This is a genomic window from Streptomyces sp. C1-1, from assembly GCF_050214755.1.
Lineage (GTDB): Bacteria > Actinomycetota > Actinomycetes > Streptomycetales > Streptomycetaceae > Streptomyces.
This window is the reverse complement of the sequence record NZ_CP189826.1, coordinates 6,731,040-6,754,317: the sequence shown is the minus strand read 5'-3', so window position 1 is coordinate 6,754,317 and position 23,278 is coordinate 6,731,040. Positions and strand designations below refer to the sequence as shown.

Genomic DNA, 23,278 nt, shown 5'->3' with positions numbered 1-23,278 from the left:
GACCGGATGCCGTCCCACACCCCGGGCTCCCCCGAACCGCTGGCCCGTCTCGCCGACGTCCTGGCCGAGACGGCCTCCGGCGTGCGCCCGACCCCGCTGGAACTGGCCGAACTGCTGTGGCTGGCCCGGCACATGGAGCCGGATGCACCGCCCGCCGACGGGGAGCCGAGCCCCGCCCCGGACGCACCGCACCCCGAACCACCGCACCCGTCGACCCCGTCCCCTGAGCCACGGCCGGACCCCCCTGCGCCCGCCGACCCCCTCCCCTCCCCGCGCGCGCCCCTCCACCTCCCGTCCGCCTCCGGGCCCGGCGACGCCCGCCCGCACACCACGCTGCTCGCCCCGGCGCCCCCGATGCTGCGCCACCCGCTCGGTCTGCAACGGGCGCTCCGCCCGCTCAAGCGCCGTATCGAGTCGCCCGTGGGCCACGAACTCGACGAGCCCGCCACCGCCGACCGCATCGCCCGTCTCGGCGCGGCCCCCGAGTGGTGGCTGCCGGTCATGCGCCCCGCCCGCGAACGCTGGCTGCGCCTGAACCTGGTGTACGACACCGGGCCCACGATGCCCGTCTGGCAGCCCCTGATCCGCGAACTGCACACGACGCTGGCCCAGTCGGGCGTCTTCCGCACGGTCGTGCCCCACCGGGCCGAACCCGACGGGACGGTGCGCGGCCCGGGCACGCCCACGACCACCGACGGGCGTACCGTCACCCTGCTGGTCAGCGACTGCATGGGCCCCCAGTGGCGCCAGGGGCCGCCCGGCATCGTGTGGTACGCCACCCTGCGCCGGTGGGCGTCGCGGATGCCGCTGGCCGTCGTACAACCGCTGCCGGAGCATCTGTGGCGGGAGACGGCTCTGCCCACGACGCCGGGACGGCTGTCGGCGCCGTATCCGGCCGCGCCGACGTCGGCGCTCGTCTTCAAGCCCTACGAACCGCAGGAGCCGACTCCTGCCGTGCCGTTGCCCGTCATGGAGCCCGAGCCCGGCTGGCTGGCCAACTGGGCGGCGCTGCTCACGACCCCTGGCAACGCCGAACTCCCGGCCGCCGTCGCCCTGTTGGACCGTCCGGGCGTCCCGGAGGACCATGCGGACGCCGCCCTGCTGTCGGCCGAGGAGCTGGTCCTGCGGTTCCGGGCGACCGCGTCACCCGAGGCGTTCCGGCTGGCCGGGCATCTCGCGGTCGGCCGGCCCGACCTGCCGGTGATGCGGCTGGTCCACGCCGCCCTCGAACCGGACCCGCGCCCGCAGCACCTGGCCGAGGTCGTCCTCAGCGGCATGCTGACCACCGTCCCCGGGCCACCCGGCAGCTACGCCTTCCGCCCCGGGGTACGCGATCTCCTCCTGCTCGGCCTGCCCCGCACCGCCCGCACCAGGACCGCCGAACTCCTGCAGCGGGTGGGCGCGTCGATCGACCACCGGGCCGGGCGCTCGCGGGGCGAGTTCCGCGCCTCCACGCCCTCGCCCGCGGGCACGGGCACGGGCACCGGGACGGGCGCGGACGGCGAGGCGTTCGCGACGGTGAGTCCGGACAGCGTGCGACGGCTGACGGGTTCCCGGGAGCGGGCAGCCGTCGACACGCCGCGCGCCCCCGCGGCCGAGCGCCGGCGCCCGGCCGTGCTCTTCGAGGCCGACGACCTCACCGGCCGGCCCGAGGCGCGGATCGCGCTCGAGTACGCGGTGGACCGGATCCTGGAGCGGGCCGGGCTGGCGCAGCGCGAGGTGCGGGTCCGTGCGCACGGCTACCTGGTCCTGGCCCAGCCCGGCGCCTACACGCTCCCGGTGCTCGTGGCGACCCTGCGCGGGCTCGCCGAGGCGGTCGGGGAGCTGGCGGACCCGCCGCGGCTGCGGGTGACGTTCTGGCACACGGCCGGCGCCGGCGATCCCGTGGTACCGCCGGAGGTCCTCAGCCTGCAGAACCGTACGGCCGCCGACGTCCTCCTCGTCGTCTCGCCGTCCTGGTACGAGGAGTTCGCGGCCAGTTCCGCCGCGCTGGAGGAGCCGCGCTTCCAGCCCCTGCACGGCGGCGCCCCCGACGAGCCTCCCGCCGCCTGGTACCTCACTCTGTCGGCGGCGGGGCCCGAGCCGGAGGAACGGGACCTGGTGAAGGGCCCGTTCATCACCCACGACCTGCGCCGGCTGGGCATCCCCGCCCCCGGCCGGACGGCCATCGTGCACACCCAGCCCGACGGGCCCCTGACCCTCCTCAACCCGGCGCGTCCGCACGGCCTGCGCCCGCCCCGCCGCACCACCTACTACGAGGTCGACCTCACCAGCCACCAGGCGTTCCACACGGTCTCCCTGCCGAGTTCCGGCAAGGGCGCCTTCACGGCCGCGGTCGAGCTGTCCTGGCACGTCGTCGATCCGGTGGCCTTCGTACGCGCCGAGATCACGCGGGTCTCCGAGCGGCTCCTCGACCATGTGCTGGACGCGGCCCCCCGCGTCACCCGGCGGCATCCGCTGCGCCGGGCGGGCGCGGCGCAGCGGGCGGTCAACTCCGGGCTGGGCAGATGGCCGGTGCCCGGCCTGGCGATCTCCTACTCGGTGCAGCTGAGCACGGAGGGCGCCCCGCCCCCCGTACCGCGGCGGCCCGCGCCCCGGCCCGCGTCCGCGCTGCTCGCCGACGCCGAGACGGTGCTGCTCGGCTTCGACGGGCCCGTCACCCGGCTGTTCTCGGCACAGACCGCCCGGGAGGCGGCCCTGGACCTCCTCTCCGTGGTCGCCGAACTGCGCGATCCCGAGGACGCGCTGTCGGGCCGGCCGCTGCCGCGGACCGCGGGGCACGAGGTGTTCACGCATCCGCTGGACGTGCTGCGTGCCTTCGCCCACGACCGGCTCGCCCCGCAGCTGCGCGACCGTCTCGACCAGCTCGAACTGCGGGCCGTCCCCAACGCCCCGCTGACCCACAACTCGGTCGTCCTCGTGCGCACCCTGCACCAGGCCGACCGCCGGGTGTCCGTCGTCTCGGACGTCTGCGAAGAGGCGGTACGCCGGTATCTGCGGCCGTTCCGGCTCCCCCTCACCGGCGTCCACGGCCGCGCCGCCGATCCCGGACCGCTGATGCCCGACCCGGACTGTCTGCGGCGCGCCCTGCGCTCCCCCGCCGCGCCGGCCGCCGCGAGCGTGCTGATCGGCTCCACGGTCGCCGAGCTGACCGCGGCCCAGCAGCTGGGTCTGGACTTCATCGGGCTGGCCCGGAACCCGACGATCGAGCACGGCCTGCGGGAGGCGGGTTGCGAGGTCACCGTGTCCTCCCTGGCCTCGCTCCTCGAAGCCGCCCGAGCCCTCTGACCCACTTTTATCTGACTCTCACTACCGACACAAGCCGCAAAACCGCCCATTCAGCGGCCCCCCGCCCGGCCCCCTCCAGGCAGCGCCCCGCTTCCGGCCCCCGCACGATGCGAGGGGAGGCCGGCCGTCCGGCGGGCCTCCAGGATCAGGAACAGAGAACGAGGCCCGCCACCCTCCACCGGCGGCCCCAACGGTCTGCGCTCTCGGGAGGACCTGCCATGACCGCCAGTCTGGAGCAGCTGCGCCGCTGCCACTTCGCCGTCGATCTGGGGGCGGCCCGGACCCGCGTCTACGTGAAGGGCGCCGGCCTCGTCGTCGACCAGCCGTCCGTCGCCGCCGTGAACACCAAGACCGGCGCGCTGATCGCGGTCGGCGAGTTCGCCGAGAAGATGACCGGCCGCACCCCGCACTACATCCGCGTCGTACGACCCGTCGCGGGCGGCACCGTCGTCGACATCGAGATGGCGCAGCGCATGCTCCGGCACCTGCTCGGCGACAAGATCCGCCGCACCCTGCGCCGCAAGCCCTTCCTGCGGGCGGCGGCCTGCACCCCGCACGACGCCGACCCGCTGGCCCAGCGGGCGGCCATCGAGACGCTCGTGGGGCTCGGCGCCCGGCGCGTGGAGCTGGTGGACACGCTGATCGCCGCCGCCGTGGGCTGCGGGCTGCCCGTCGAGCGGCCCGAGGCCACCATGATCATGGTGTGCGGGGCCGCCGCCACCCAGGTCGCCGTGCTGTCGCTGGGGTCGATCGTGACCGCCGAACGCATTCCGGTCGGCGGTGAGGCCGTCGACCACGCGATCGTGCAGCACCTGCGCCACGAGCACGAGTTGATGCTGCCGAGCCAGTCCGTACGGCCTCTGCAGCTGGCCCTGTCCGGCAACGGGCTCACCCTCCAGGGCCCCGCCTCCACCGAGATCCACGGCCGTGACGTCGCCACCGGCCTCGCCCGGTCCGTGCAGGTCGACACCGCCGCCGTCCGGGACGCCATCGAGACGCCGCTGACCGCCGTGCTCGACGGCATCGGACGGGTGCTGCGGGACTGCCTGCCCGACCTGGTGGCCGACCTCGCCGACCGCGGGATCATGATGGTCGGCGGCAGCGCGCTGCTCCCCGGCCTCGACCAGATGCTGCGCGCGGCCACCGGCATGCCGGTGCACATCGCCGAACGCCCGGACGTGTGTGCCGTACAGGGCCTCGGCTACATGCTGGAGGGCCGCATCGAGCCGCTCGTACTCGACCCGCTGGCCACCTGAGCGACCGCGTGGGCGACCGTTCGGTCAGCGGGCGAACCAGCAGCGGACCGTGGTTCCTTCGGGGCCGGTGTGCACGCGGACCAGGTCGGAGACGAGGTTGACCAGGAGCAGGCCGCGGCCGCCACGCTGCTCGCGCGGTGCGGGCCGGCGCCCGGCCAGCGGGTCGACGAGATGGCCCGCGTCGCACACCTCGCTCACCACGTACCCGTCCTCGGCCCACACCCGCACGGTGCCCGTGCCGCCGCCGTGCACCACGCTGTTGGTGGCCAGCTCGGCCGTGACCAGGGCGAGGTCCTCGATCCGGGCTGGCGCGAGGCCGAGCCGGGCGCCCTCGTCGGTGACGAGGTGCCGGGTGTCGCTGAGGGACTGGGCGTCGAAGCGCACGGCGGGGACGTCGGGGGCGGGCGGCAGGGGCTCGTTGTAGCGGGCAACGACCGCCTCGGGTGCGTAGGCGCTGCTCTCCTCCGCCTCCCGCGACCCTCCCCGCAGCAGTGTGGGGTGGGTGGCGTACGCGTCGGCGATGACCTCCGGCGGCAGGCGCCGGGTGTCGTAGGGGCAGAGGATGGTCGCCTCCCGGCCCCGGAACGCCGCGTTGATCAGTGCCTCGTGCTGGACGCAGGCGGGGTACTCGGCGGAGGTGCGGCCGGCCCAGATCGGCTCACCGACGATCCGGACGCGGGTGCCGGGCGCCTGGGCGTCGGCGAAGGCCCGCAGCACGCCGGGGATGATCCGGCCGGGGTTGCGCCCGGCCTCACGCATGTCCAGGAACCGTACGGCGTCGGCGTCGGCGCCCAGTTCGTCGCGGATCAGCCGGAGGTTCTCGGCGGGCACGGCCACGGCGACGGGCTCGCCGGCCGTGAGCGCGGCGCGCACGAAGGGGACGGTGCCGGCCAGGTACTCCCGCTCGTCGTCGTAGAAGAGCGCGGGGTGGGCGAAGGAGTCCTGCGCGCTGGTCGCGGTGCTCATGACGACGGCACCTCGATCGTGGGGATGCCAGGCCAGAACAGGTCCAGCAGACGGCGCAGACTGGTGGGGGGTTGCTGCAGCACGATCCTCCTGCCCTCGTCCAGTGACTGCGCCGCGGCGGCGAGCGCGTCCGTGCCCGCGACGTCGACGAAGGTGAGCGCGGACAGCTCCAGCCGGTACACGGGCCGCGAGTCGCGCGCGGCACGGTACAGCGCCCCCTCCCACTGAGCCAGGGTAGCGAGTCCGACCTCGCCGCCGACCCTGAGGCCGGCCCCGTCCGGCAGCGGGAACACCGTCAGCCGCGGCACGGGGGCGGGCCCAGGCAGTACCCGGTACGGGACATCCACGCCCTTCTCCCCTCTTCTCGCGGCCGCTCGGTGGACCCAGGTGGTCGTGAGTTCGCGTACCCGGGAGACAGGAGGACATTCCCGGCGGCGGACGGTGTGTACTCCGTCGCACTACGGGCAGGCGCATGGTCGGCACCGCCGGGTCCCCGCGGGGCTGGTAGGGGAGGCCCGCGCCGGCGGCCGGTGACTCAACGTCGTGACGACTGTCGGGAGCAGCGAGGCAGACATGACCTCAGCGGTACACACATCTCTCGGGGGGAAGCTGAACACCCTGGTCATCGACGCGCGGGTGGAAGAGGATCGGGCCGTGCTCACCCCTCGCGGCGAACTCGTGCACGGCTGCACGGACGTGCTGTCCGAGGCGCTGGAGAAGCTGCCGGCGCACGTGGGCGGAGTGGATCTGGACATGTCCGGCGTGACCTTCATGGACACGGCGGGGCTGCAGTTCCTGGAGCGGCTCGGCGCCTTCGGCCGTCGGCGGGCGGTTCCGGTGCGGTCCGGGCACTGGACCGGCCAGCCGCGCCGGATCCTGGAGCTCGCCGGTCTCAACCCCGACGCCCCCCTGCGGCGCGCGGCCCACCCGGTGGACGGGGAACCCGAGTGGCCGGGCGCCTCCGCGGTCGCCCGGGAGCGCGCGGAGCAACTGCGGGAACTGCGCACGGAGGTCGAGCAGCTGAAGCAGGCTATGGCCTCCCGCCCGGTCATCGACCAGGCCCGGGGTGTGCTGATGGCCGTGCACGCCTGCACCTCCGAACAGGCGTGGGACATCCTGCGCGAGACCTCGCAGCGCTCCAACATCAAACTGCGCGACGTCGCCGCGGCGGTCACGGCCGGCGCGGAGCCGGACGGCCCCGCGCCTTCCGAGGAACTGCGCCGGGCCCTGCGCACGGCGCTCTCACACCACCTGCGCTGACGCCGGCGAGGGCGTCAGTACGGCAGGATCCGCCCCGACGGCGTCCTGCGGTCGACGGGGGTGTCGCGGGGCTGGCTCGGGCGGCGGCTGACGCGGACGCGTATCCGGTGGTTCATGACGACCTCCTCGGGTCTCTCGGTCCCTCTGGCCGACGTGAACCAGCCTGGTCCGCGTACCGCCCCGGCACATCGTGCCGACGAAGGCACCTGCCCTGCCTCCCCAGCGGGACCCGGCCGGGCGCCCGCTACTCCCCGGGGAGGAGGGTGACCCCAAGATCCCCCCGACGTCGCACCCATAAACGATCGTTTTCGGCCACGCCCCGAGTGACCTGGCGAAATCAGCTCAGTCCGAGGGAGGACAGCGCCGTGGTCCAGTCGGACGCGACCGCGTCTCGAGCGTCGTCCAAGCCGACCGTGCCGTTGCACACGGCCTTCTTCAACTTGTTCTCCACCGTGTCCTTGTTGGCCGCGGTCGTGTCCCCGTAGCGCGGCTCGGGCCAGAGGTTCTGCGCGCTCTTCGGCGCCCCGCCGAGTTCGAGCGGGACGAGGTGGTCCTCCTCGTAGTCGGCCGTGCTGGTGTCCTCGTAGCCGTACTGCGCGATCTGCTGGACCTTGAGCGCGTTGGTGTACGAGGTCGACGGCCGCACGGTGGACGTCCATCCGGACACGCATATCGTCGAGCCGATCGTGTCCTGCGTGACGTCGGGGTTGTAGGCGCCGGGCTGGCAGACCGGATCGGGCAGCGGCAGGTAGGCCTGTGAGCAGCCGGCCGCGTGGGCGGCCGGACCCGTACCGAGGATCAGGCCGGCGACGGCGAGACCGAGGGACGTGCTCGTGGCGGTGAGGCGGCGCATGGCGCGCATGGGGGTTCTCCCGCGTTCGGCCCGGGGATTCCGGGCAGTCGTGGGCATGACAGCACCGGCCAGGTCTATGCGGGTAGATGAAACGGGCGAAGATTCGGTGAACTGGCCGAAGTCTTACCGCCCCATGGCGGCCGGTTGCCCAACCCCTGGTTCGGCCTTGGGGGTTGGGAAACCAACCGGAAACCCGGAGCACGCGGTCAGTGCGCGGCGAACTGCACGCGGGTGGGCTGTACGACGTTCGGCTTCACGGCGATCCCGTCCACCGTCAGCCGCTCGCCGTAGATGTCGGTGACCCTGATGGACCCGCCGCAGCCGCTGCCCTTCTCGGAGAGGAAGTAGTTGTACGAGGTGCGCGGCAGCGCCAGCCACCCGCTCCCGGCGCGCACCTCCAGCCGCGCCACCGGGTTGCGGTGCCCGAGCACCTGGATCCCGCACCAGTACCGGCTGGACCCCGTCTTGTACCGCACCGAGAGCGTGCCGGCGTCGGCCGGGCTCACCAACTCCCAGGAGACGGCGATCCGCCCGGCCGCGGGCGCGGCCAGCTTGGCGAAGGCCTGCACGCTGAGGTCGAGTTGACCGACCGCGCAGTCCCCCGGGCACTCGTTGACGATCCGCACCGTGACGGAGGCGCCGCTCGCGGCGCGGACGCGGACGTACGCTCCGCACGCCTTGGACGTCTCGTAGTCGGCGGTGTTCATCGCCGCGATCATCATGTCCGCGCTCGGACCGAACAAGCAGGCGCCGTTGCCGTCCGCGGCGTCGTAGTGCGTGGCGACGCCCCGGTAGGTGGTGCCGGGGACGATCCGCCCGGCCAGTGACGCCGAGGCCGGGACGGCCCGCGGCGCCCTCGTCGGCGAACTCGTGGGCCGCGCCGAGGCGGTGGCCGCCCTGGCCGACGGCGTGGCGGCACGGGCCTTCGGCGACGGGGAGGCGGGCTTCCGCCCGGACGGCGTCGGCGACGGACTCGCCTGTCCGGCACCCGCGACAGCCGTGGCCGCCGTGTGCCCGGCGGCGGTCACGCCTCCGCCGTCCGGTTGGAACGCGACCACCAGGGCCACGACGAGCGCCGCGGCCGCCACGGCGACGACGGACACGAGAGCCGTACGCCGGTCACGGGGCCGGCGGTGCGGAGTATGGGACGCCACGGGCGAGGTCCTTAGCTGTTCGGTGAAGGAAGGTCGCCCTTCGGTCGCCGCCGCCGCCGAAAAGGTTGCCGCCTTTTTCAGGACAGCGCGCTTCCCGCGCGCCAGGTCGCCCAGTCGACGTTCCAGTCCCCGTAGCCGTTGCCCTCGGCGACGGTGTCCTTGGAGTGGACGACGGTGACCGGGTCACCGAGGTGGACATGGCCGAAGAACCACCGCGCGTCGCTCGCGCTCATGCCGACACAGCCGTGACTGCCGTTGACGCGGCCGAACTTGCCGGCGTTCCACGGCGCCGCGTGCACGAACGTGCCCGACGGGGTCAGCCGCACCGCCCACTTCACCGAACCGAGGTTGTACGCCTCGGGGCCGAAGATGCCCACGGTCCGGGAGTTCATCCGGATGCTGGGCACCTTCTCCAGCACGACCATGGTGCCGTTCCAGGTCTCGTAGCCGGGCTTTCCGCTGGAGACCGGAAGGGTGCGCAGCACCTTCCCGTCCTGCCGCACCGTCATGGTCTTGCGGTCGGCATCGACCGTGCTGACGACCGCGTGGCCGACGTGGAAACGAACGACGCGCTGCTGGGTCCCGTACACCCCGCCGCCCGCGTCGACGCCGCTCAGGGCCATCCGCAGGGTGACCTCGGTGCCGGACGTCCAGAACTTCCGGGGCCGGTAGTCGACGCGGTCCCTGCCGCTGTGGTCCTTCACCCAGCTCCAGGCCCCGTCGACGTGCGGGCTGGTGGTGACCGCAAGCCTGCGCTCCACGGCCGCCTTGTCCCGGACGGGCTTGTTGAAGACCACGGACACCGGCATGCCGACGCCGACGGTGGAGCCCTTCTCCGGGCTGTACTCGCCGACGAACGTGCCGCGCGCCCGCGCGGTGGCGATGGTGGTCCGCCGCGTCACCGTCTTTCCGTCCGCGCCCTTCGCCCGGGCGACCACGGTGTACTTCGTCGCCGGGGCCAGCAGGGCGGACGACGTCCAGGTGTGTCCGTCCGCCGACAGCGATCCGCCGAACTCGTCCGTGTCCGGCGCGCTCACCCGTATGTCCAGGAGCCTGCCGCCGGAGGAACGGACGGTCACCTTGTCACCGGGCGAGGCGGCCGTGCCGCCGCTTCCCGGCTTCACGGTGATGACGGACGCCGGGCTCTTCGTGGCCTGCTTCCCGTCGCTCTTCGCGCCCCCGCCGCCGTCGCAGGCGGTCAGGAGCAGCCCGGCGAGGGCCACGGCGACCGCCGCTCTCCTCGCCACCCGCCCGGCACCCGGAAGGTCCGCTCCCCGCATCCGTCGTGCCCGGCGCATCCGCATGAGTCCCTCCTCGTCGAACTCTCCTCCACGCTACGTCGGACGAGTGCCACGCCGGGGCCGGGGAATGTGTCGTCTCCGCGTGCTTTCGGTGACTCACCGGCGCGTCGTGGCCGGGGGCCTGCTCGGGGTGCCCTCGGCGCGCAGGGGGCTGTGGCCGGGCCCGGGCCGGCCCCCGGCCTCGGTCGTCCTCCTGGGGTGGTGCCGCGGTACGACGTCCTGCGGGAAGGTCAGCTGGGCGTTCATCCACTTCAGGGCGGCGGGCATCTCCCGCACCCAGGTGGGGAAGTTGTGGCTGCCGCTCTCGGGCAGGATCGAGGCGACCCGCATGGGCGCCTTGACGGCCCTGATGAACGCCTGGGTCTCGGTGTAACCCTTCTCGCCGTGCTTGCTGTTGGCGACCAGGACCGAGACCTGGGGGGCGGGCAGGTGGGCCAGCCGCCACATCAGGTCATGGCCGTCGACCCGGGCCTGGCGGCCCGGACCGCCACCGAAGAGGTTGCCGGTCGTGGGGTCGTCCTTGACCTTGTAGTCGGGCGACAGGGCGGCGGCCATGGTGTAGACGTGCGGGTTGCGCATCGCGAGCTGGAGAGCGCAGCTGGCACCGGAGGAGTACCCCATGACGCCCCAGGCAGTGGCGTCGTGGCCGGCCCGGTAGACGGACCTGACGGCCTCCGGCAGGTCCTTGGCCAGGAACGTCTCGGCCTGCGGTCCCCCGGGCACGTCCACGCACTCGGTGTCGCGCGGCGGGGCGATCGTGGGCCGGATCATCACCATGATCGTCGGCTGCATCTGGCCCTTGCCCTGCAGCTCTCCCGCGGTCTGCGAGACCCGCAGGTGCTGCGCGAGGTTGAAGATGCTGCCCGGGTAGCCGCTCAGGGCGACGATCACCGGGAAGCGCATGCGGTGGTACGCCTTCTGGAAGTACTGCGGCGGCAGATAGACGAAGGCCGGGTCGACGACGCCGGTGCGCTTGCCGATGATCTTGACGGACTCGACCCGGCCGACGGCGGCGGCAGGCCCCTTGGGCAGCCCGCTGACCCGGCCCAGCTGCTCGTTGCCGGCCGGCTGCACGAGCGAGCCGTGCACGCTGCTTATGCCGTTGACCGAGCCGTCGCCGTTCTGGTCGGCCGCCTGCGTCACGCCCACGGGGGCGGTGTCGACGTTGCCGAACAACTCCCCCCAGGAGCCGAAGAACTGGTACGAGGAGTTCACCCCGCAGGCGAAGGCCGCGACGATCGTCACCTGCGTCACGCCGATGGCACACAGTCGGCCCAGCACCTGCCACAGCCCCGGTCTGGCGAGCCGTGGCCACAGCCAGACCAGCAGCACCACAGACAGGCCTGCCAGCGCCACCATCGCGTATACGGTCGTTCGACTGGTCAAACCCATGTCACTCAGTCCCTGAGATCCCTGCCCGTGCACATGTCCTGCACAGGAGGAGGGCTGAAGAGCCTTCCGCGTTCCGTAACGAGAGCTTTGGGCGGAAGACATGGCCTGTTCCGCTATGTCACGCGGCGGACAGACACCGGGTCCGAACGGGGCGCCAGTTCACTCCGGGACCGAACGTGTTCCGTCATGAACAAACAAAATCGATCGCACACTCTCTTGACTTCACAGCGGACAGGCGGCTCTCATAGCCCACCGAACGGTGGCCGACGCCAGGTCGGACCTCGAAGGGAAGGCGGAGCCATGCCGGACCGAGCACCCCACAGACCCCCGCGCGAACGGCGGCGGACGGCCGCCGCCGCGATCCTCACCCTGCTCGCGGGCCTCGCGGCACTGCTGCTGCCCGCCACACCCGCCAGCGCCGCCTCCGCCTCCTTCACCCTGGGTGCCACCCGGACCGACCAGAACGGCAACACGCTCCAACTGCACGGCCTCGGCATCATCAAGGTCGGCAACACCTGGTACGGCTTCGGCGAGGACAAGACCGGCGAGACCTCCTCCGACACGTCCTTCCAGGACATCCCCTGCTACACCTCGACCGACCTGTCCGGTTGGACGTACCAAGGCGTGGCCCTGGCCAAGCAGGCGAGCGGCGACCTGGGCCCGAGCCGGGTCGTGGAGCGGCCGAAGGTCATCTACAACGCGTCGACCGGCATGTACGTGATGTACCTGCACATCGACAGCACCAACTACGGCGACGCGCGCGTCGGTGTGGCGACCAGCAGCACTCCCTGCGGGCCCTACAACTACCGGGGCAGCTTCCGCCCGATGGGCAACCTGAGCCGGGACATCGGCCTCTTCCAGGACACCGACGGCACCGGGTACCTGCTGAGCGAGGACCGCAACAACGGCCTGCACATCTACAAGCTCTCCGCCGACTACCTCTCGGTGGACAGCAGCGTGGCCCTGCTGGGCAGCAGCGGCTCGGCCAGCTACGAGGCACCGGCCATGGTGAAGATCAACGGCGTCTACTACCTGCTCGCCTCCCACCTGACCGGCTGGAGCACGAACGACAACGTCTACACCACCGCCACGTCGCTGAGCGGGCCATGGGCTGCGATGCGGAACTTCGCGGCGCCGGGCACCCACACGTACAACAGCCAGACGGCGAACATCATCACCGTGCAGGGCAGTTCCGGCACCACCTACATCTACGCCGGCGACCGGTGGAACACCAGCGACCTCGGCAACTCCCAGCTGATCTGGCTGCCGATGACCATCCGCGGCACCGTGGTCAACGTCGGCCAGTACCCGAGCTGGTCGCTCGACGCGGCCGCGGGTACCTGGACGCCGAACTCCGGCGTGCCCACCGACGCGGCGCACACCCTGACCGACGCGGGCAGCTCGATGCTGATGGACGTCTCGGGCGGCTCCACGGCCAACGGCGCCAAGATCATCCAGTGGCAGTCCAACGGCGGCGACAACCAGAAGTGGACACTGCACCGGGTGGCGGACAACGTCTACACGCTCGTCAGCGTCAAGAGCGGCCTGTGCCTGGACGTCCCGAACAAGTCGACCGCGGAGAACGTCCAGTTGCAGCAGTGGACCTGCAACGGCGGTACCAACCAGCAGTTCGCCGCCGACCTGGTCGGCAGCCTCACCGGCAGCAAGTACATGCTGGTCGGGGTGGGCAGCGGACTGACCATCGGCGTGGACGCCTCCTCCACCACGGCGGGCGCCGCGGTGGTCCAGCTGACCGGCACCGGCGCCACGAGCCAGCAGTGGACGCTGTCCTGACGGCCCCTTGAACCGTCAGGGCCGCCGGCAACGGGTCCGGCGGCCCTGACGGCGGGAGCGGTGCGCGACCGCCGTCGCCGTGACGTCCTCAGCCCATCGGGCCGGGCGGCGCGTAGAGCGCCTCGATGTCCGCGGCGAACTTGGCGGTCACGTATCCGCGCCGCACCTTCTGCGAGGGCGTCAGTTCCTCGCCCACGGCGAACCCCCGGCTCAGGATGCGGAATCTCCTGATGGACTCGGCCGCGGACACCGTCCGGTTGGCCTCGTCCACCGCGGCCTGCACGGCCGACCTGAGTTCGGGGTCGTCGCGGAGTTCCGCCACGCCGCCCGCCCGCGGCCGGTCGTGTTCGCGTCCCCACCAGGTGAGGAACTCGGGGTCGAGCGTGATGAGGGCACCGATGTAGGGCCGCCGGTCGCCGACGAGCACGCACTGGTCGATCAGCCAGTGTGCCCGGAGCCGGTCCTCCAGCGGGGCGGGCGCCACGTTCTTGCCGACGGCCGTGACGATGAGGTCCTTCTTGCGGCCGGTGACGGTCAGATACCCGTCGTCCAGCTCCCCGACGTCACCGGTGCGGAACCAGCCGTCGTCGTCGAACGCCTCGGCGGTGGCCTCCTCGTCGTGCAGATAGCCGCCGAAGACGTTCGGCCCCTTCACCAGCACCTCGCCTCCGGGACCGATGCGTACCGCGCAGCCGGGCAGCGGGCGGCCCACGCTGCCGACACGCTGGGCGGCCGGCAGGTTGAGGGTCACCCCGGAGGTGGTCTCGGTCAGCCCCCAGCCCTCCAGCACGGTGACGCCGGCCCCACGCATGAAGTGCCCGAGACCGGCCCCCAGGGGTGCGCCGCCGCTGCACGCATAGGCCACCCGGCCACCCAGCGCCGCCCGCAGCTTCCTGAAGACCAGCCGGTCGAACACCAGGCGCCTGGCGCGCAGCCACGGGCCCGGTCCGCCGTGGTCCAGCGACTCGCTGTAGGCGACGGCCGTGGCCTCGGCGGCCCGGAACATCCTCGTGTGCCCGCCCGCCACCGCCGTGCGCTGAGCGGTGTTGCGCAGTTTCTCGAAGATCCGGGGAACGGCCAGCAACAACGTGGGCCGGTAGGTCCGCAGTTCGGTGGGGAGGTTCTCGAGGTCACTGGTGTGCGCGACCTGCGCGCCGTTGTGCACGGCGGCGAGCGCGACGACCCGGGCCAGGACGTGCGCCGGCGGCAGGAACACCAGGAGCGTGGTGCGGTCGGTCAGGACGTTCTCCGTGATCCCGTCGGCGGCGGCGACGTTGCGCACCTCGGCGACCAGATTGCCGTGACTGATCAGGCAGCCCCTGGGCCTGCCGGTCGTACCGGAGGTGTAGACGACGGTCGCCGGCCGGTCGGCGCCGACCGCGCGCCGCCGCCGCTCGACCAGGTCCCGGGGCACGGACCGGCCCAGCTCGACGAGGCGCCCGAGCCCGCCGTCCATCCGCCACACCTGGCGCACCGAGGCCACCTCGGCATCGGTGACGATACGGGCGCGCTCCTCGCCCTCGACGAACGCGGCCCTGACGCCGCTGTCGCGCAGGATCCACTCGACCTGCGCCGGGGACGAGGTCTCGTACACGGGCACGCTGACCGCCCCCGCGGTCCAGATCGCGAAGTCGCACAGCATCCACTCGTAACGGGAGCCCGACATCAGCGCGATCCGGTCGCCCGGCGCGATCCCGGCCGCCATCAGCCCCGCGGCCAGCGCCAGGACCTCGTCGGCGAACTCCCTGGAAGTGACCGTGCGCCAGCCGCCGTCGACCTTGCGGGCGAACGCCTCGTGCCCGGGGCGGTGAAGGGCGTTGTCGACGATGTCGTCGGTCGCGTTCGCCTGAGGCGATGTCACGTACTTGGCCGGGGTGCACCACGTCCCCATGTCCGATGGCTCCTCCATGCCACCATGGTTGCGCTCCGCCGGACCCCGGTAAGGGGACCAACAGCACCGCGCGAGGGCCCACCGGCCCAGGACGAACCGGAGACGGGCATCCCACGATGGGGGCACGATGAGTCTTCAGCTCCGCCCCGACGACGTACCCGCGGGTTATCCGTTCGCGTACGAGCGCGAACTGCGGCTCCGTGACGGCCGACGCGTCGTGATCCGGCCGATCGTGCCGGCCGACGCGCCGGACCTGGCGGCGGCGATCCGGTCGGCGGACGCCGAGACGCTGCACCGCCGCTTCCTGGGCGGCCCGCCGCGCATCACGCCGGACCTGCTGAACCGGCTGACGCGACTGGACTACGAGCGCCGGTTCGCGCTCGTCGCGGCGGAACCCGCCTCCGGAAAGGGCATCGCCATCGCGCGCTACGAGGGTCTGGCCGACGGTGTCGCGGAGGTCAGCGTCGCCGTGGACCCGGCCTGGCGACGCGTCGGACTGGCCACCGCGATGGTCGAGTTGCTGGCCCAGGCGGCACTGGAGCGGCACATCCACGGCTTCAGCGCCTCCTACCTCGCCGAGAACCGCCCGGTGGCGGCGCTGCTGTCCCTCGCCGACCTCACCGGTCCCCAGGAGGTCGACCTGGGACTGGCCGAGTCCGAGGTCGAGTTGGACCGCGGCAGCGTCGCCGCGGCCGTACACGCGATGGACACGCAGCGGTGTTCAGCCCTTGACCGCGGAGCTGGCGACCCCCTGTACGAACCACCGCTGGAAGAACGCGAAGACGATCAGGACGGGCAGGATCAGCAGGACGCCGAAGGCGAGGACCTGCCCCCAGTCGACCGGCATCTGGCCCTGGAAGACACTCATCTCCAGCGGCAGGGGGCGCACCGCGGGGTCGGAGACCATCAGGACGGGCCAGAGGAAGGCACCCCACTGGGTGAGGAAGGTCAGGATCGCGACGGAGGCGAACACCGGCTTCGACATCGGGACGACGATCGCGAAGAAGGTGCGCCAGGGGCCCGCGCCGTCGATGCGGGCGGCCTCCTCGATGCTGGGCGGGATCGCGCGGAAGAACGTGGAGAACTGGTAGATGGAGAAGGCGTTGGCGATGAAGGGGACGGCCTGGATGTAGATGGTGTTGCGCTCTTCGTTGAACATGTAGAACAGCGGGACGGCGACCGCCTCGAACGGCACGAGCATCAGGAGCAGGACGACGGTGAAGACGGCGCCCTGGCCGCGCCAGCGCAGCCGGGTGAGGCCGTAGGCGGCCATGGAGTTGACGATCAGGCCGCCGAGCACGACGACGGTGGCCAGGAGCAGTGAGATGCCCATGAAGCGCCAGAAGTAGCCGGTGGCGTCGGAATCGAAACTGCTGAGGACGGCCCGGTAGTTGTCGAAGGACAGGTGGGTGGGCAGGAAGCCGGTCAGGCCGCTCAGGACCTGGTCGGAGGGCTTGAAGCTGCCGAGGATCAGATAGAGGACCGGCAGGACGAAGACGAACGCGAGCACGCTGAGGACGGCGTAGTCGACGAAGCGGCGCAAGGGTGTGCGGGTCATGGTCAGTCCTCGTTGCCGGGGCGGACGACGCGGCGCTGGATGAGGGTCAGGGCGACGACGATCAGGAAGAAGACGACCGAGATCGCGGCCGCCTGTCCGATGTTGTTCTGGTCGAAGGCCGTGGTGACGGCCTGGTACATGACCGTACGGGTGGCGTCCTCGTCGAGTCCGCCGCCGTGGACGAGGACGTAGACCTGGTCGAAGACGCGGAAGGACAGCACCGAGGTGAGCATGGCGACGAAGACGAGGGTGCCGCGGATGCCGGGCAGGGTGACGTGCCGGAACTGCTGCCACCGCGTGGCCCGGTCGAGTTCGGCGGCCTCGTAGAGCTCGCCGGGTATCTGCTGGAGGCCGGCGAGCAGGATGACCATCTGGAAGCCGACGCCCTGCCACACGGACAGCACGATGATCGAGGCCATGGCGGTGAGGCCGTCACCGAGCCAGTCGAAGGCCCCCCAGTTGCCGAGACTCACCGCGTGCAGCGCGGAGTTGAGCAGGCCGTCGCCGCTGCGGGCGAGGATGAGCCGCCAGATGACCGCCACCAGGGCCATGGGGAAGACGACCGGCAGGAAGAACAGGGACCGGAAGACGCCGATGGCCCTGAGCTTGCGGTTGAGCAGGATGGCCAGCGCCAGGGCGAGACCCGTCTGCAGGGGTACGACGACCACGGCGAAGGTCAGGTTGTTGAGCAGGGCCCGCAGGAACGGGCCGGACAGGTCGGGGTCGGTGAAGATGCGCCGGTACTGCTCGATGCCGAAGAAGCGCGGCGGCAGCGGCGAGCCGAGCCGCACGTTGTAGAAGGACAGGACGACGGCGTAGACGAACGGCACGGCGACGAAGGCGATCAGTCCGCCGAGGGCGGGCGCGGACATCAACAGGCCGTGCACCGCGTCGCGGTTCGGGCGCCGGGCGCGTACGGGTTCGGCAGATGTCGGTGGTGGGCTCGGCTTCCGCTTGTCCGGTGTGGCCGGTGCGGGGTTCACGATGGTCACGGTAGGGGTCCTCTTCCCGGCCGGGAGGGACGGACGCTGTCGGGCGCGCCCGCCCCTCCCGGCTGCTGGATGCCGGCTACTGCAGCTTGTAGCCGTCGTTGTCCGAGAAGTCCTGGTCGATGGCGCGGGCGGCCTTGGCCAGCGCCGTCTTGGGGTCGGCGCCGCCGTAGACGTCGCTGAGCGCCTGGCTGAACTTGGCGGTGACCGTGGGGTATCCGGCGGTGACCGGGCGGGTCACGGCGACGCACGACTTCGTGATGCCGCTGTCGCCGCACGGCTTGGCGAGCTGGTCCGCGAAGAGCTGGAGCGGGCCGCCCTGCCGGTACAGGCTGCTCTTGGTGAGCGCGCTCCGCGTGCCGGGAGGTGCACCGTTGGCCGTGGTCATCGCGGTGACGTTGGTGTCGTCGAGGAGGGAGTCGAGGAAGGCGCCCGCCGCCTTGCCGTTCTTGGTGTCGGCGCCGATGCCCCATTCCCAGGAGCCCTGGCCGGTCTTGGGGCCGTTGCCGAAGTCGGGCAGCGGCAGGACGACGAGGTCCTTGCCGACGGCCTTGCTGTAGGCGGGGTACATCCAGTGGCCCACCCAGCTCAGGGCGACGCGGCCCTTGGCGAAGGCGTTGCCGTCGGTGTTGGGGTCGACGTACCGCTTCCAGGACTGGAGGGTCTTCAGCGCCGAGGCCACCGCGGGGGTGTCCAGGGCGCCCGCGGCCTTGCCGTTCTTCAGCAGTGAGCCGCCGGCCGACCAGACGACGGGGGCGAAGCCGTAGGTGCCCCACTCGTTGGCGAACCCGTTGCTCTCCTGCAGGTCCAGGCTCTTGCCGTCGGAGTCCTTGGCGGCCAGCTTCTTGACGGCGTCGGTGAACTCGGCCGCCGTCCAGGCGTCGGACAGGCCCTTGGGGTACTTGATGCCGGCAGCGTCCAGCAGCTTCTTGTTGCCGTAGACGCCGAGCCCGGAGTCGTACATGCCCAGCCCGTACTGCTTGCCGTCGATGCTGCCCTCGGCCTTGATGGCGGGGGTGGCGTTGGCCAGGGTCTTGGCGGAGACGTAGGAGTCGATCGCGGCGAGCTTCTTGTTGTAGACGAAGTTGGCCATCGTCGGGCCGTCGAACTCCATCACGTCCGGCAGCTTGGCGGCGTCGGTGGCGGTGATGGTCTTGGTGTAGTCGGTGTCGGGGATCAGCGTCAGCTTGACCTTGACCTTCTTCTGCGAGGAGTTGAAGGTCCGCACCGCGTTCTGCAGTGCGGCGGCCTCGCTCGCCTGCCCCTGGTGGGCCCAGACGGTGATGGTGCCGGTGCCGCTGCCCTGTTCGGCGGAGGTGCCGGTGCCGCTGCCCCCTCCGCAGGCGGCCAGCGCGGCCAGGGGCAGGGCGAGGGCGACGGCCGAGGCGGCCGTACGGCGGGATCTTGGGGTGCCGGGGTTCATGCTGGGTGCCTCCGGTGTGTGGTGCGGGCGAGGGTGGGTGGTGCGGAGGTGTGGGGGTTCGGGACCGGCCCCGTGCCTCATGGCGACGAGGGCGATGACTCCGTCATGGGGACCTGGCCGTGGGTCAGGTCGGTGTCGGCGCTCGGTTCCTTGACCGTGAGCGGCAGCAGCTGCCAGGCGTCGACCGTGTAGCTCAGGGGCGTGTCCGGCGCGCTGCGGGCCTCCAGGCGCCAGGGGCCGTCGCCCGTGGGGTAGAAGCGCAGGGTGAGTACCTGGCCGGTGGCGGTCAGGAAGATCTCGGCGATGGAGTGGTCGACGACGACACGCAGGTCCACGGGCCGGCCGGTGGGGCAGGGCATCCGGTGGGAGCCGCGGTGGGCGCGGTCGTCGGACGAGGCGTGGTCACGGTCGACGACCAGTTCGCCCGCGGCGGGGTCGAGGCGGATGTCGAGGTACTCGTCCGGGCCGGTGACCAGCCGTAGGCTCGCCGCCCCGGTGGTCTCCAGGCGGGCCGTCAGGTCGAAGGCGCGGCCCACGTTCCCCAGTTCCACGGGCTGCGGGCTGTGCGCCTCGCCTGCCGCGTGGAGCTCCAACTCCCCTCTCAGGGAGTGGAGTTCGTTGGCGGGCCGCTGGTGCAGCGTGCCGTCGGCGGCCACGGAGATCTCGCGGGGAAGGGTCAGTACGCCGGCCCATCCGTCCGTGACCGCCCAGTCCTCCTCGCGGGCCTCCGGGGACCAGCCCCACAGCAGCCACCGGTCGCCGGGCGCCCGCAGGAGGGCGGGGGCGTAGCAGTCCGGGCCGTGGTCCACGAGGGCGGGCGGGCCGGCCTCGAAGACGTCGCCGTGTTCCTCGCCGGTCAGGGCCGTGACGCAGCGGTCGCCGTCATGGTCGTTCCAGGCGCTGAAGATGAGCGCTCCGGGGCGTCCGGAGCGTGGCGGCAGGTACTGGGGGCACTCCCAGCCCTCGCCGGTGTGCAGGCCGGTGGTGCCGACCGGCTCCTGCCGGCGGGCGTCGAAGGGACCCCGGTGGGTCCATGTCTCCAGGTCCGCCGACTCGTACAGCAGGGCCGCGCCCCGGCCGTCCGCGAGGGCGGCGCCGACCAGCATCCGCCACCGGTCGCCGTCCCGCCACACGTACGGGTCGCGGTACATGGTGCAGTCCTCGGGCCAGTCGGGGACGACCAGGCCGCCGCGCGGGGTGAAGGTCCGGCCGCCGTCGAGGGAGACGGCGGTGGTGACCGGCTGGTGCTGGGGCGAGCGGTCCCACCGGTTCGCGGAGTAGAAGAGGACGAGGCGGTCGCCGTCGGAGACGGCGTTGCCGGAGAAGCAGCCGTCGGCGTCCACGCCACCGGGGGCCGGGGACAGGGCGATCGGCAGCGGCTCCCAGCTCAGCAGGTCGGGGCTGCGGAAGTGGCCCCAGTGCATGTTCGCGTGCGTCGCGCCGTACGGGTTGTACTGGTGGAAGACGTGGTAGTGGCCGTCGTGGAAGACCAGCCCGTTGGGGTCGTTGATCCAGTTCCGGGGTGGCCGCAGATGCGCGACGGGCCGGTACGGATCGCAGGGCGCGGTGGACACACGCGTGCCTTTCGGTGTGTGCGGCGGAGCATGCGAGGACGGGCGGTCGCCGGACGCGGCCGGCCACGATCGCCTCGTGGGCTCGGTGAAGGTGGCCTCCCGCGACGCCTGTTGAGGGCCCCGTGGCATGGCGACGGAGACCGGGGCCGGCGAATGGCCGGCGGCGAGGTGCGGGAGGGGTGGTGTGGGCGCCGACCGAGGGGTCGGCGGGAAGCGCGGCTCAGTACTCCGCGGCGCTGTCGTGTCTCAGCCGGTCATGACGGTGCGACGGCTCATTGAAAAGGTAGGGGGACATGTGTGTACCCTCACTGTGTTCCACGTACTGGCAGGACCGACGACCGGTTGCGACGGTCGCCTGTCACGGTGCGAGATGCTTCGCCGTCCCGGGGTCAGAGTCGGGGCGGCGAAGCGACCGATGCCCGCGCCACCAGCGGGCAAGGCAGCTCTTCCTTCATGTCCGGGCCCGGTGGCCGGCCCGGAGTCTTGGTGAGTGCGAGCAGTTGGGCCACGGCCCGTGCCCCCATCTCGTAGTGCGGGAGCTGAACCGTGCTCAGCTGCGGGTGAACCGACTCGCAGACCAGCTCCTGGTTGTCGAACCCGATCACCGACAGATCGCCGGGGACGGACAGCCCCAGTTCGGCGGCGGCCCGGTAAGCCCCTGCGGCCATGCGGTCGTTGAAGCAGAACAGGGCCGTCGGCCGCTGGTCCGCCGTCAGCAGACGGCGTGCGGCCCGGTATCCCGTGTCCACGTCTCCGCCGACGGTGTTGAACGGCACGGCCGTCTCGGCCGCGACCAGCGACGGGTCGTAGGCGATGCCGGCCTCGGCGAGCGCCTTGCGGTAGCCCTCCAGGCGGCCGTTGCGGGCGGGAAGGTCGACGGTCTGCACGGTCACGCCGATCCGGCGGTGGCCGTGGCCGATCAGCTCGCGCACCGCCACGTAGCCGCCCTGGACCTCGTCGGGCACCACGGAGGGGATGGCCGGGTCGGGCGAGCCGGCGTCGAGCAGCACGGTGGGCGTGGCCCGCAGTGCCTCCGGCAGGTTCACGATGCGGTGGTACATGGCCGCGTACAGCACGCCGTCCACCTGACGCTGGAGCAGCATGTCGATGCTCGTGCGCTCCAGTTCGGCGTCGCCGCTGGTGTTGACCAGCAGCAGCACCAGGCCCTCGGCCGCGGCGGCCTCCTGGGCTCCCAGGATCATCCGGCCCGCGTGCGGGGTGGTGGCGATCTCGTCGCTGACGAAGCCGATGGTCTGCGACCGCTGCGTCCTCAGCCCGCGGGCCAGTCCGTTCGGCGCGTACCCGAGCTCGTCGGCGGCCTTCCAGACACGCTGACGCGTCTCCTCGCTGATCCGCTTGCCCTCGACCCGGTTCAGGACGTGCGACACGGTCGCGGTCGACACACCTGCCGCCGCGGCCACGTCCTTGATCCCGATCCGGCGCGCCATGTACCCCTGCCCAAAGTGGTGGATTCCGGGTTGCCTAATCGTTTAGCCAACCGTGTGGACATGAGAGTGCCCTCAGCCGAAGCCACTGTCAATGGCCCGTTACGAACTCGTGGCCGCGGCATGTCCGTTGCGGGACGACCTCGCCGATGGCCGCTGCGATTGCGATGATGCTGCCGACGAGTCCCAGGTGCCGCACGCGAGCACCGGCCGGATCACCTCGATGGTGACCGGAGCGGTCCCCAGGGCGTGCCGAATCACGTCGGCGGTGAACGCGAAGCAGACCCACCACGGGGTGCAGACCGGGGTGAAGGCCACGGCCTCCGATGCGGTCGCCGTCGGCCACGAGGTCTCCGGTGTCGTCCGCACCCTCGGCCCCGACCTCGGGCGCGGCCTGACCGTCGGCACCCGCGTCACCCTGGAGGCCGGCAAGACCTGCGGCCGGTGCGCCGGCCGCGCGCGCCGCCGGCCCTGCACCCGGATGCAGTTCGGTGCCCGCTCGGGGCGCATCGGGCTCGTGGTGACGGGGCGCGTGCGGGAACGGCCTCGTTCGTGCCACGGTGGCTTCCGGCACCGGTGCGCCGGGTGCGCCCCCTGGGGGGCGCACTGGCTTTGCCACGCTGCCGGGGGCAAGGGCGGCACGACGCGCGCCGGCCCTCGCAGCGGTTCCCCGACAGGTGTCAAGCAGCCATCCATGACGGGCAGGCAAGCAGGACGCGTGAGGTCGCACGGTATCCGCAACCTGTGGACAGGACTACGCTGTTGGGTGAGGCCCTGGTCCCCGGTATCGATGCTGTGTCCCGCTCCCGGGGAGGCCCGCCGTGTTCCTTCTGCTCCTCATCCTCGTCGTGGTCCTGTTCGGCTTCGGCTTCCTCCAGCCCATCTGGTGGGTGGCCGCGGCGGTGCTGGTCTACGGCGCCACCCGCTACGGCCGTGATCGTGGCGGAGGCCGCGGTCGTGACGGCGGTTCCGACCTGGAGGACTACCGGGACTACCGGCAGCTCCGGGACCGCCGCGAACGCTGGGACCGTCGCTACAGCCGCCAGAACCGGGCGCGCTGGCGGCGCGAGGACCGCCGGGACCACGAACACGACAGGTGACCGTGGAGTGGGGGAACGCATCGGCGGGAGAGGA

The 23,278-nt window shown here is 72.1% G+C and carries 17 protein-coding genes and 1 pseudogene; 6 read left to right on the top strand and 12 right to left on the bottom strand.

Annotated elements, in window-relative coordinates; translation table 11 throughout:
- The first annotated feature begins 6 nt into the window (after positions 1-6).
- Both ACQF4J_RS30680 and ACQF4J_RS30675 read left to right on the top strand, forming a co-directional pair.
- Positions 7-3,288, top strand: coding sequence for an SAV_2336 N-terminal domain-related protein (locus ACQF4J_RS30680; RefSeq protein ID WP_427167268.1), 3,282 nt, complete (start codon positions 7-9; stop codon positions 3,286-3,288).
- 218 nt (positions 3,289-3,506) lie between these two features.
- Positions 3,507-4,544 (top strand): rod shape-determining protein, encoded by a 1,038-nt coding sequence (locus ACQF4J_RS30675; RefSeq protein WP_351572227.1) that lies wholly within the window; start codon positions 3,507-3,509, stop codon positions 4,542-4,544.
- A 24-nt stretch (positions 4,545-4,568) separates the two neighbouring features.
- Here ACQF4J_RS30675 and ACQF4J_RS30670 read toward each other — a convergent pair whose 3' ends face one another.
- Together ACQF4J_RS30670 and ACQF4J_RS30665 are read right to left on the bottom strand one after the other, a co-directional pair.
- Positions 4,569-5,510, bottom strand: coding sequence for an anti-sigma factor RsbA family regulatory protein (locus ACQF4J_RS30670; RefSeq protein ID WP_351572224.1), 942 nt, complete (start codon positions 5,508-5,510; stop codon positions 4,569-4,571).
- Positions 5,507-5,857, bottom strand: a complete 351-nt coding sequence (locus tag ACQF4J_RS30665; protein ID WP_351805402.1) for an STAS domain-containing protein — start codon at positions 5,855-5,857, stop codon at positions 5,507-5,509. Before ACQF4J_RS30665 ends, ACQF4J_RS30670 begins: the two co-directional genes overlap by 4 nt.
- Before the next feature lie 226 nt (positions 5,858-6,083).
- Here ACQF4J_RS30665 and ACQF4J_RS30660 point away from each other — a divergent pair, with 226 nt between their 5' ends.
- A complete protein-coding gene (locus ACQF4J_RS30660; protein ID WP_351572218.1) occupies positions 6,084-6,770 on the top strand; it encodes an ANTAR domain-containing protein in 687 nt (228 codons plus the stop codon).
- 337 nt (positions 6,771-7,107) lie between these two features.
- Here the strand turns inward: ACQF4J_RS30660 and ACQF4J_RS30655 are convergent, their stop codons facing one another.
- The 4 genes from ACQF4J_RS30655 to ACQF4J_RS30640 all read right to left on the bottom strand — a co-directional run bounded on the left by ACQF4J_RS30655 (position 7,108) and on the right by ACQF4J_RS30640 (position 11,470).
- Positions 7,108-7,632, bottom strand: coding sequence for a hypothetical protein (locus ACQF4J_RS30655; protein WP_351572215.1), 525 nt, complete (start codon positions 7,630-7,632; stop codon positions 7,108-7,110).
- A gap of 197 nt (positions 7,633-7,829) precedes the next feature.
- The gene (locus ACQF4J_RS30650) at positions 7,830-8,777 is read right to left on the bottom strand and encodes an expansin EXLX1 family cellulose-binding protein (protein WP_351572212.1); all 948 of its coding nucleotides are present in this window, start codon (positions 8,775-8,777) and stop codon (positions 7,830-7,832) included.
- 77 nt (positions 8,778-8,854) lie between these two features.
- A complete protein-coding gene (locus tag ACQF4J_RS30645; protein WP_427167267.1) occupies positions 8,855-10,081 on the bottom strand; it encodes a L,D-transpeptidase in 1,227 nt (408 codons plus the stop codon).
- 93 nt (positions 10,082-10,174) lie between these two features.
- Positions 10,175-11,470 (bottom strand): alpha/beta hydrolase, encoded by a 1,296-nt coding sequence (locus tag ACQF4J_RS30640; protein WP_427167266.1) that lies wholly within the window; start codon positions 11,468-11,470, stop codon positions 10,175-10,177.
- Positions 11,471-11,770: 300 nt separating this feature from the next.
- On the opposite strand from ACQF4J_RS30640, the gene ACQF4J_RS30635 reads away from it, so the two are divergent.
- Complete coding sequence (locus ACQF4J_RS30635) at positions 11,771-13,264, top strand: RICIN domain-containing protein (RefSeq protein WP_427167265.1); 1,494 nt, start codon at positions 11,771-11,773, stop codon at positions 13,262-13,264.
- A gap of 88 nt (positions 13,265-13,352) precedes the next feature.
- Here the strand turns inward: ACQF4J_RS30635 and ACQF4J_RS30630 are convergent, their stop codons facing one another.
- Entirely contained in the window at positions 13,353-15,155 is a 1,803-nt protein-coding gene (locus tag ACQF4J_RS30630) for an AMP-dependent synthetase/ligase (RefSeq protein ID WP_427168645.1), read from the bottom strand.
- Positions 15,156-15,282: 127 nt separating this feature from the next.
- Here ACQF4J_RS30630 and ACQF4J_RS30625 point away from each other — a divergent pair.
- Positions 15,283-15,747 (top strand): annotated as a pseudogene (locus tag ACQF4J_RS30625) (N-acetyltransferase family protein); the annotation flags it as partial.
- Positions 15,748-15,876: 129 nt separating this feature from the next.
- Here the strand turns inward: ACQF4J_RS30625 and ACQF4J_RS30620 are convergent.
- The 5 genes from ACQF4J_RS30620 to ACQF4J_RS30600 all read right to left on the bottom strand — a co-directional run bounded on the left by ACQF4J_RS30620 (position 15,877) and on the right by ACQF4J_RS30600 (position 22,147).
- Positions 15,877-16,713: a carbohydrate ABC transporter permease gene (locus tag ACQF4J_RS30620; RefSeq protein ID WP_351572197.1), complete on the bottom strand. Its 837-nt coding sequence runs from the start codon at positions 16,711-16,713 to the stop codon at positions 15,877-15,879.
- A 2-nt stretch (positions 16,714-16,715) separates the two neighbouring features.
- Positions 16,716-17,705, bottom strand: a complete 990-nt coding sequence (locus ACQF4J_RS30615; protein ID WP_351572194.1) for a carbohydrate ABC transporter permease — start codon at positions 17,703-17,705, stop codon at positions 16,716-16,718.
- 76 nt (positions 17,706-17,781) lie between these two features.
- Positions 17,782-19,125, bottom strand: coding sequence for an ABC transporter substrate-binding protein (locus ACQF4J_RS30610; RefSeq protein ID WP_351572191.1), 1,344 nt, complete (start codon positions 19,123-19,125; stop codon positions 17,782-17,784).
- A gap of 77 nt (positions 19,126-19,202) precedes the next feature.
- On the bottom strand, positions 19,203-20,699 hold the full coding sequence (locus tag ACQF4J_RS30605; protein WP_427167263.1) for a glycoside hydrolase family 32 protein: 1,497 nt from the start codon (positions 20,697-20,699) through the stop codon (positions 19,203-19,205).
- 389 nt (positions 20,700-21,088) lie between these two features.
- Complete coding sequence (locus tag ACQF4J_RS30600) at positions 21,089-22,147, bottom strand: LacI family DNA-binding transcriptional regulator (RefSeq protein WP_427167262.1); 1,059 nt, start codon at positions 22,145-22,147, stop codon at positions 21,089-21,091.
- Between the two features lie 818 nt (positions 22,148-22,965).
- Here ACQF4J_RS30600 and ACQF4J_RS30595 point away from each other — a divergent pair.
- Entirely contained in the window at positions 22,966-23,244 is a 279-nt protein-coding gene (locus ACQF4J_RS30595; RefSeq protein WP_351572182.1) for a hypothetical protein, read from the top strand.
- Positions 23,245-23,278 lie beyond the last annotated feature (34 nt).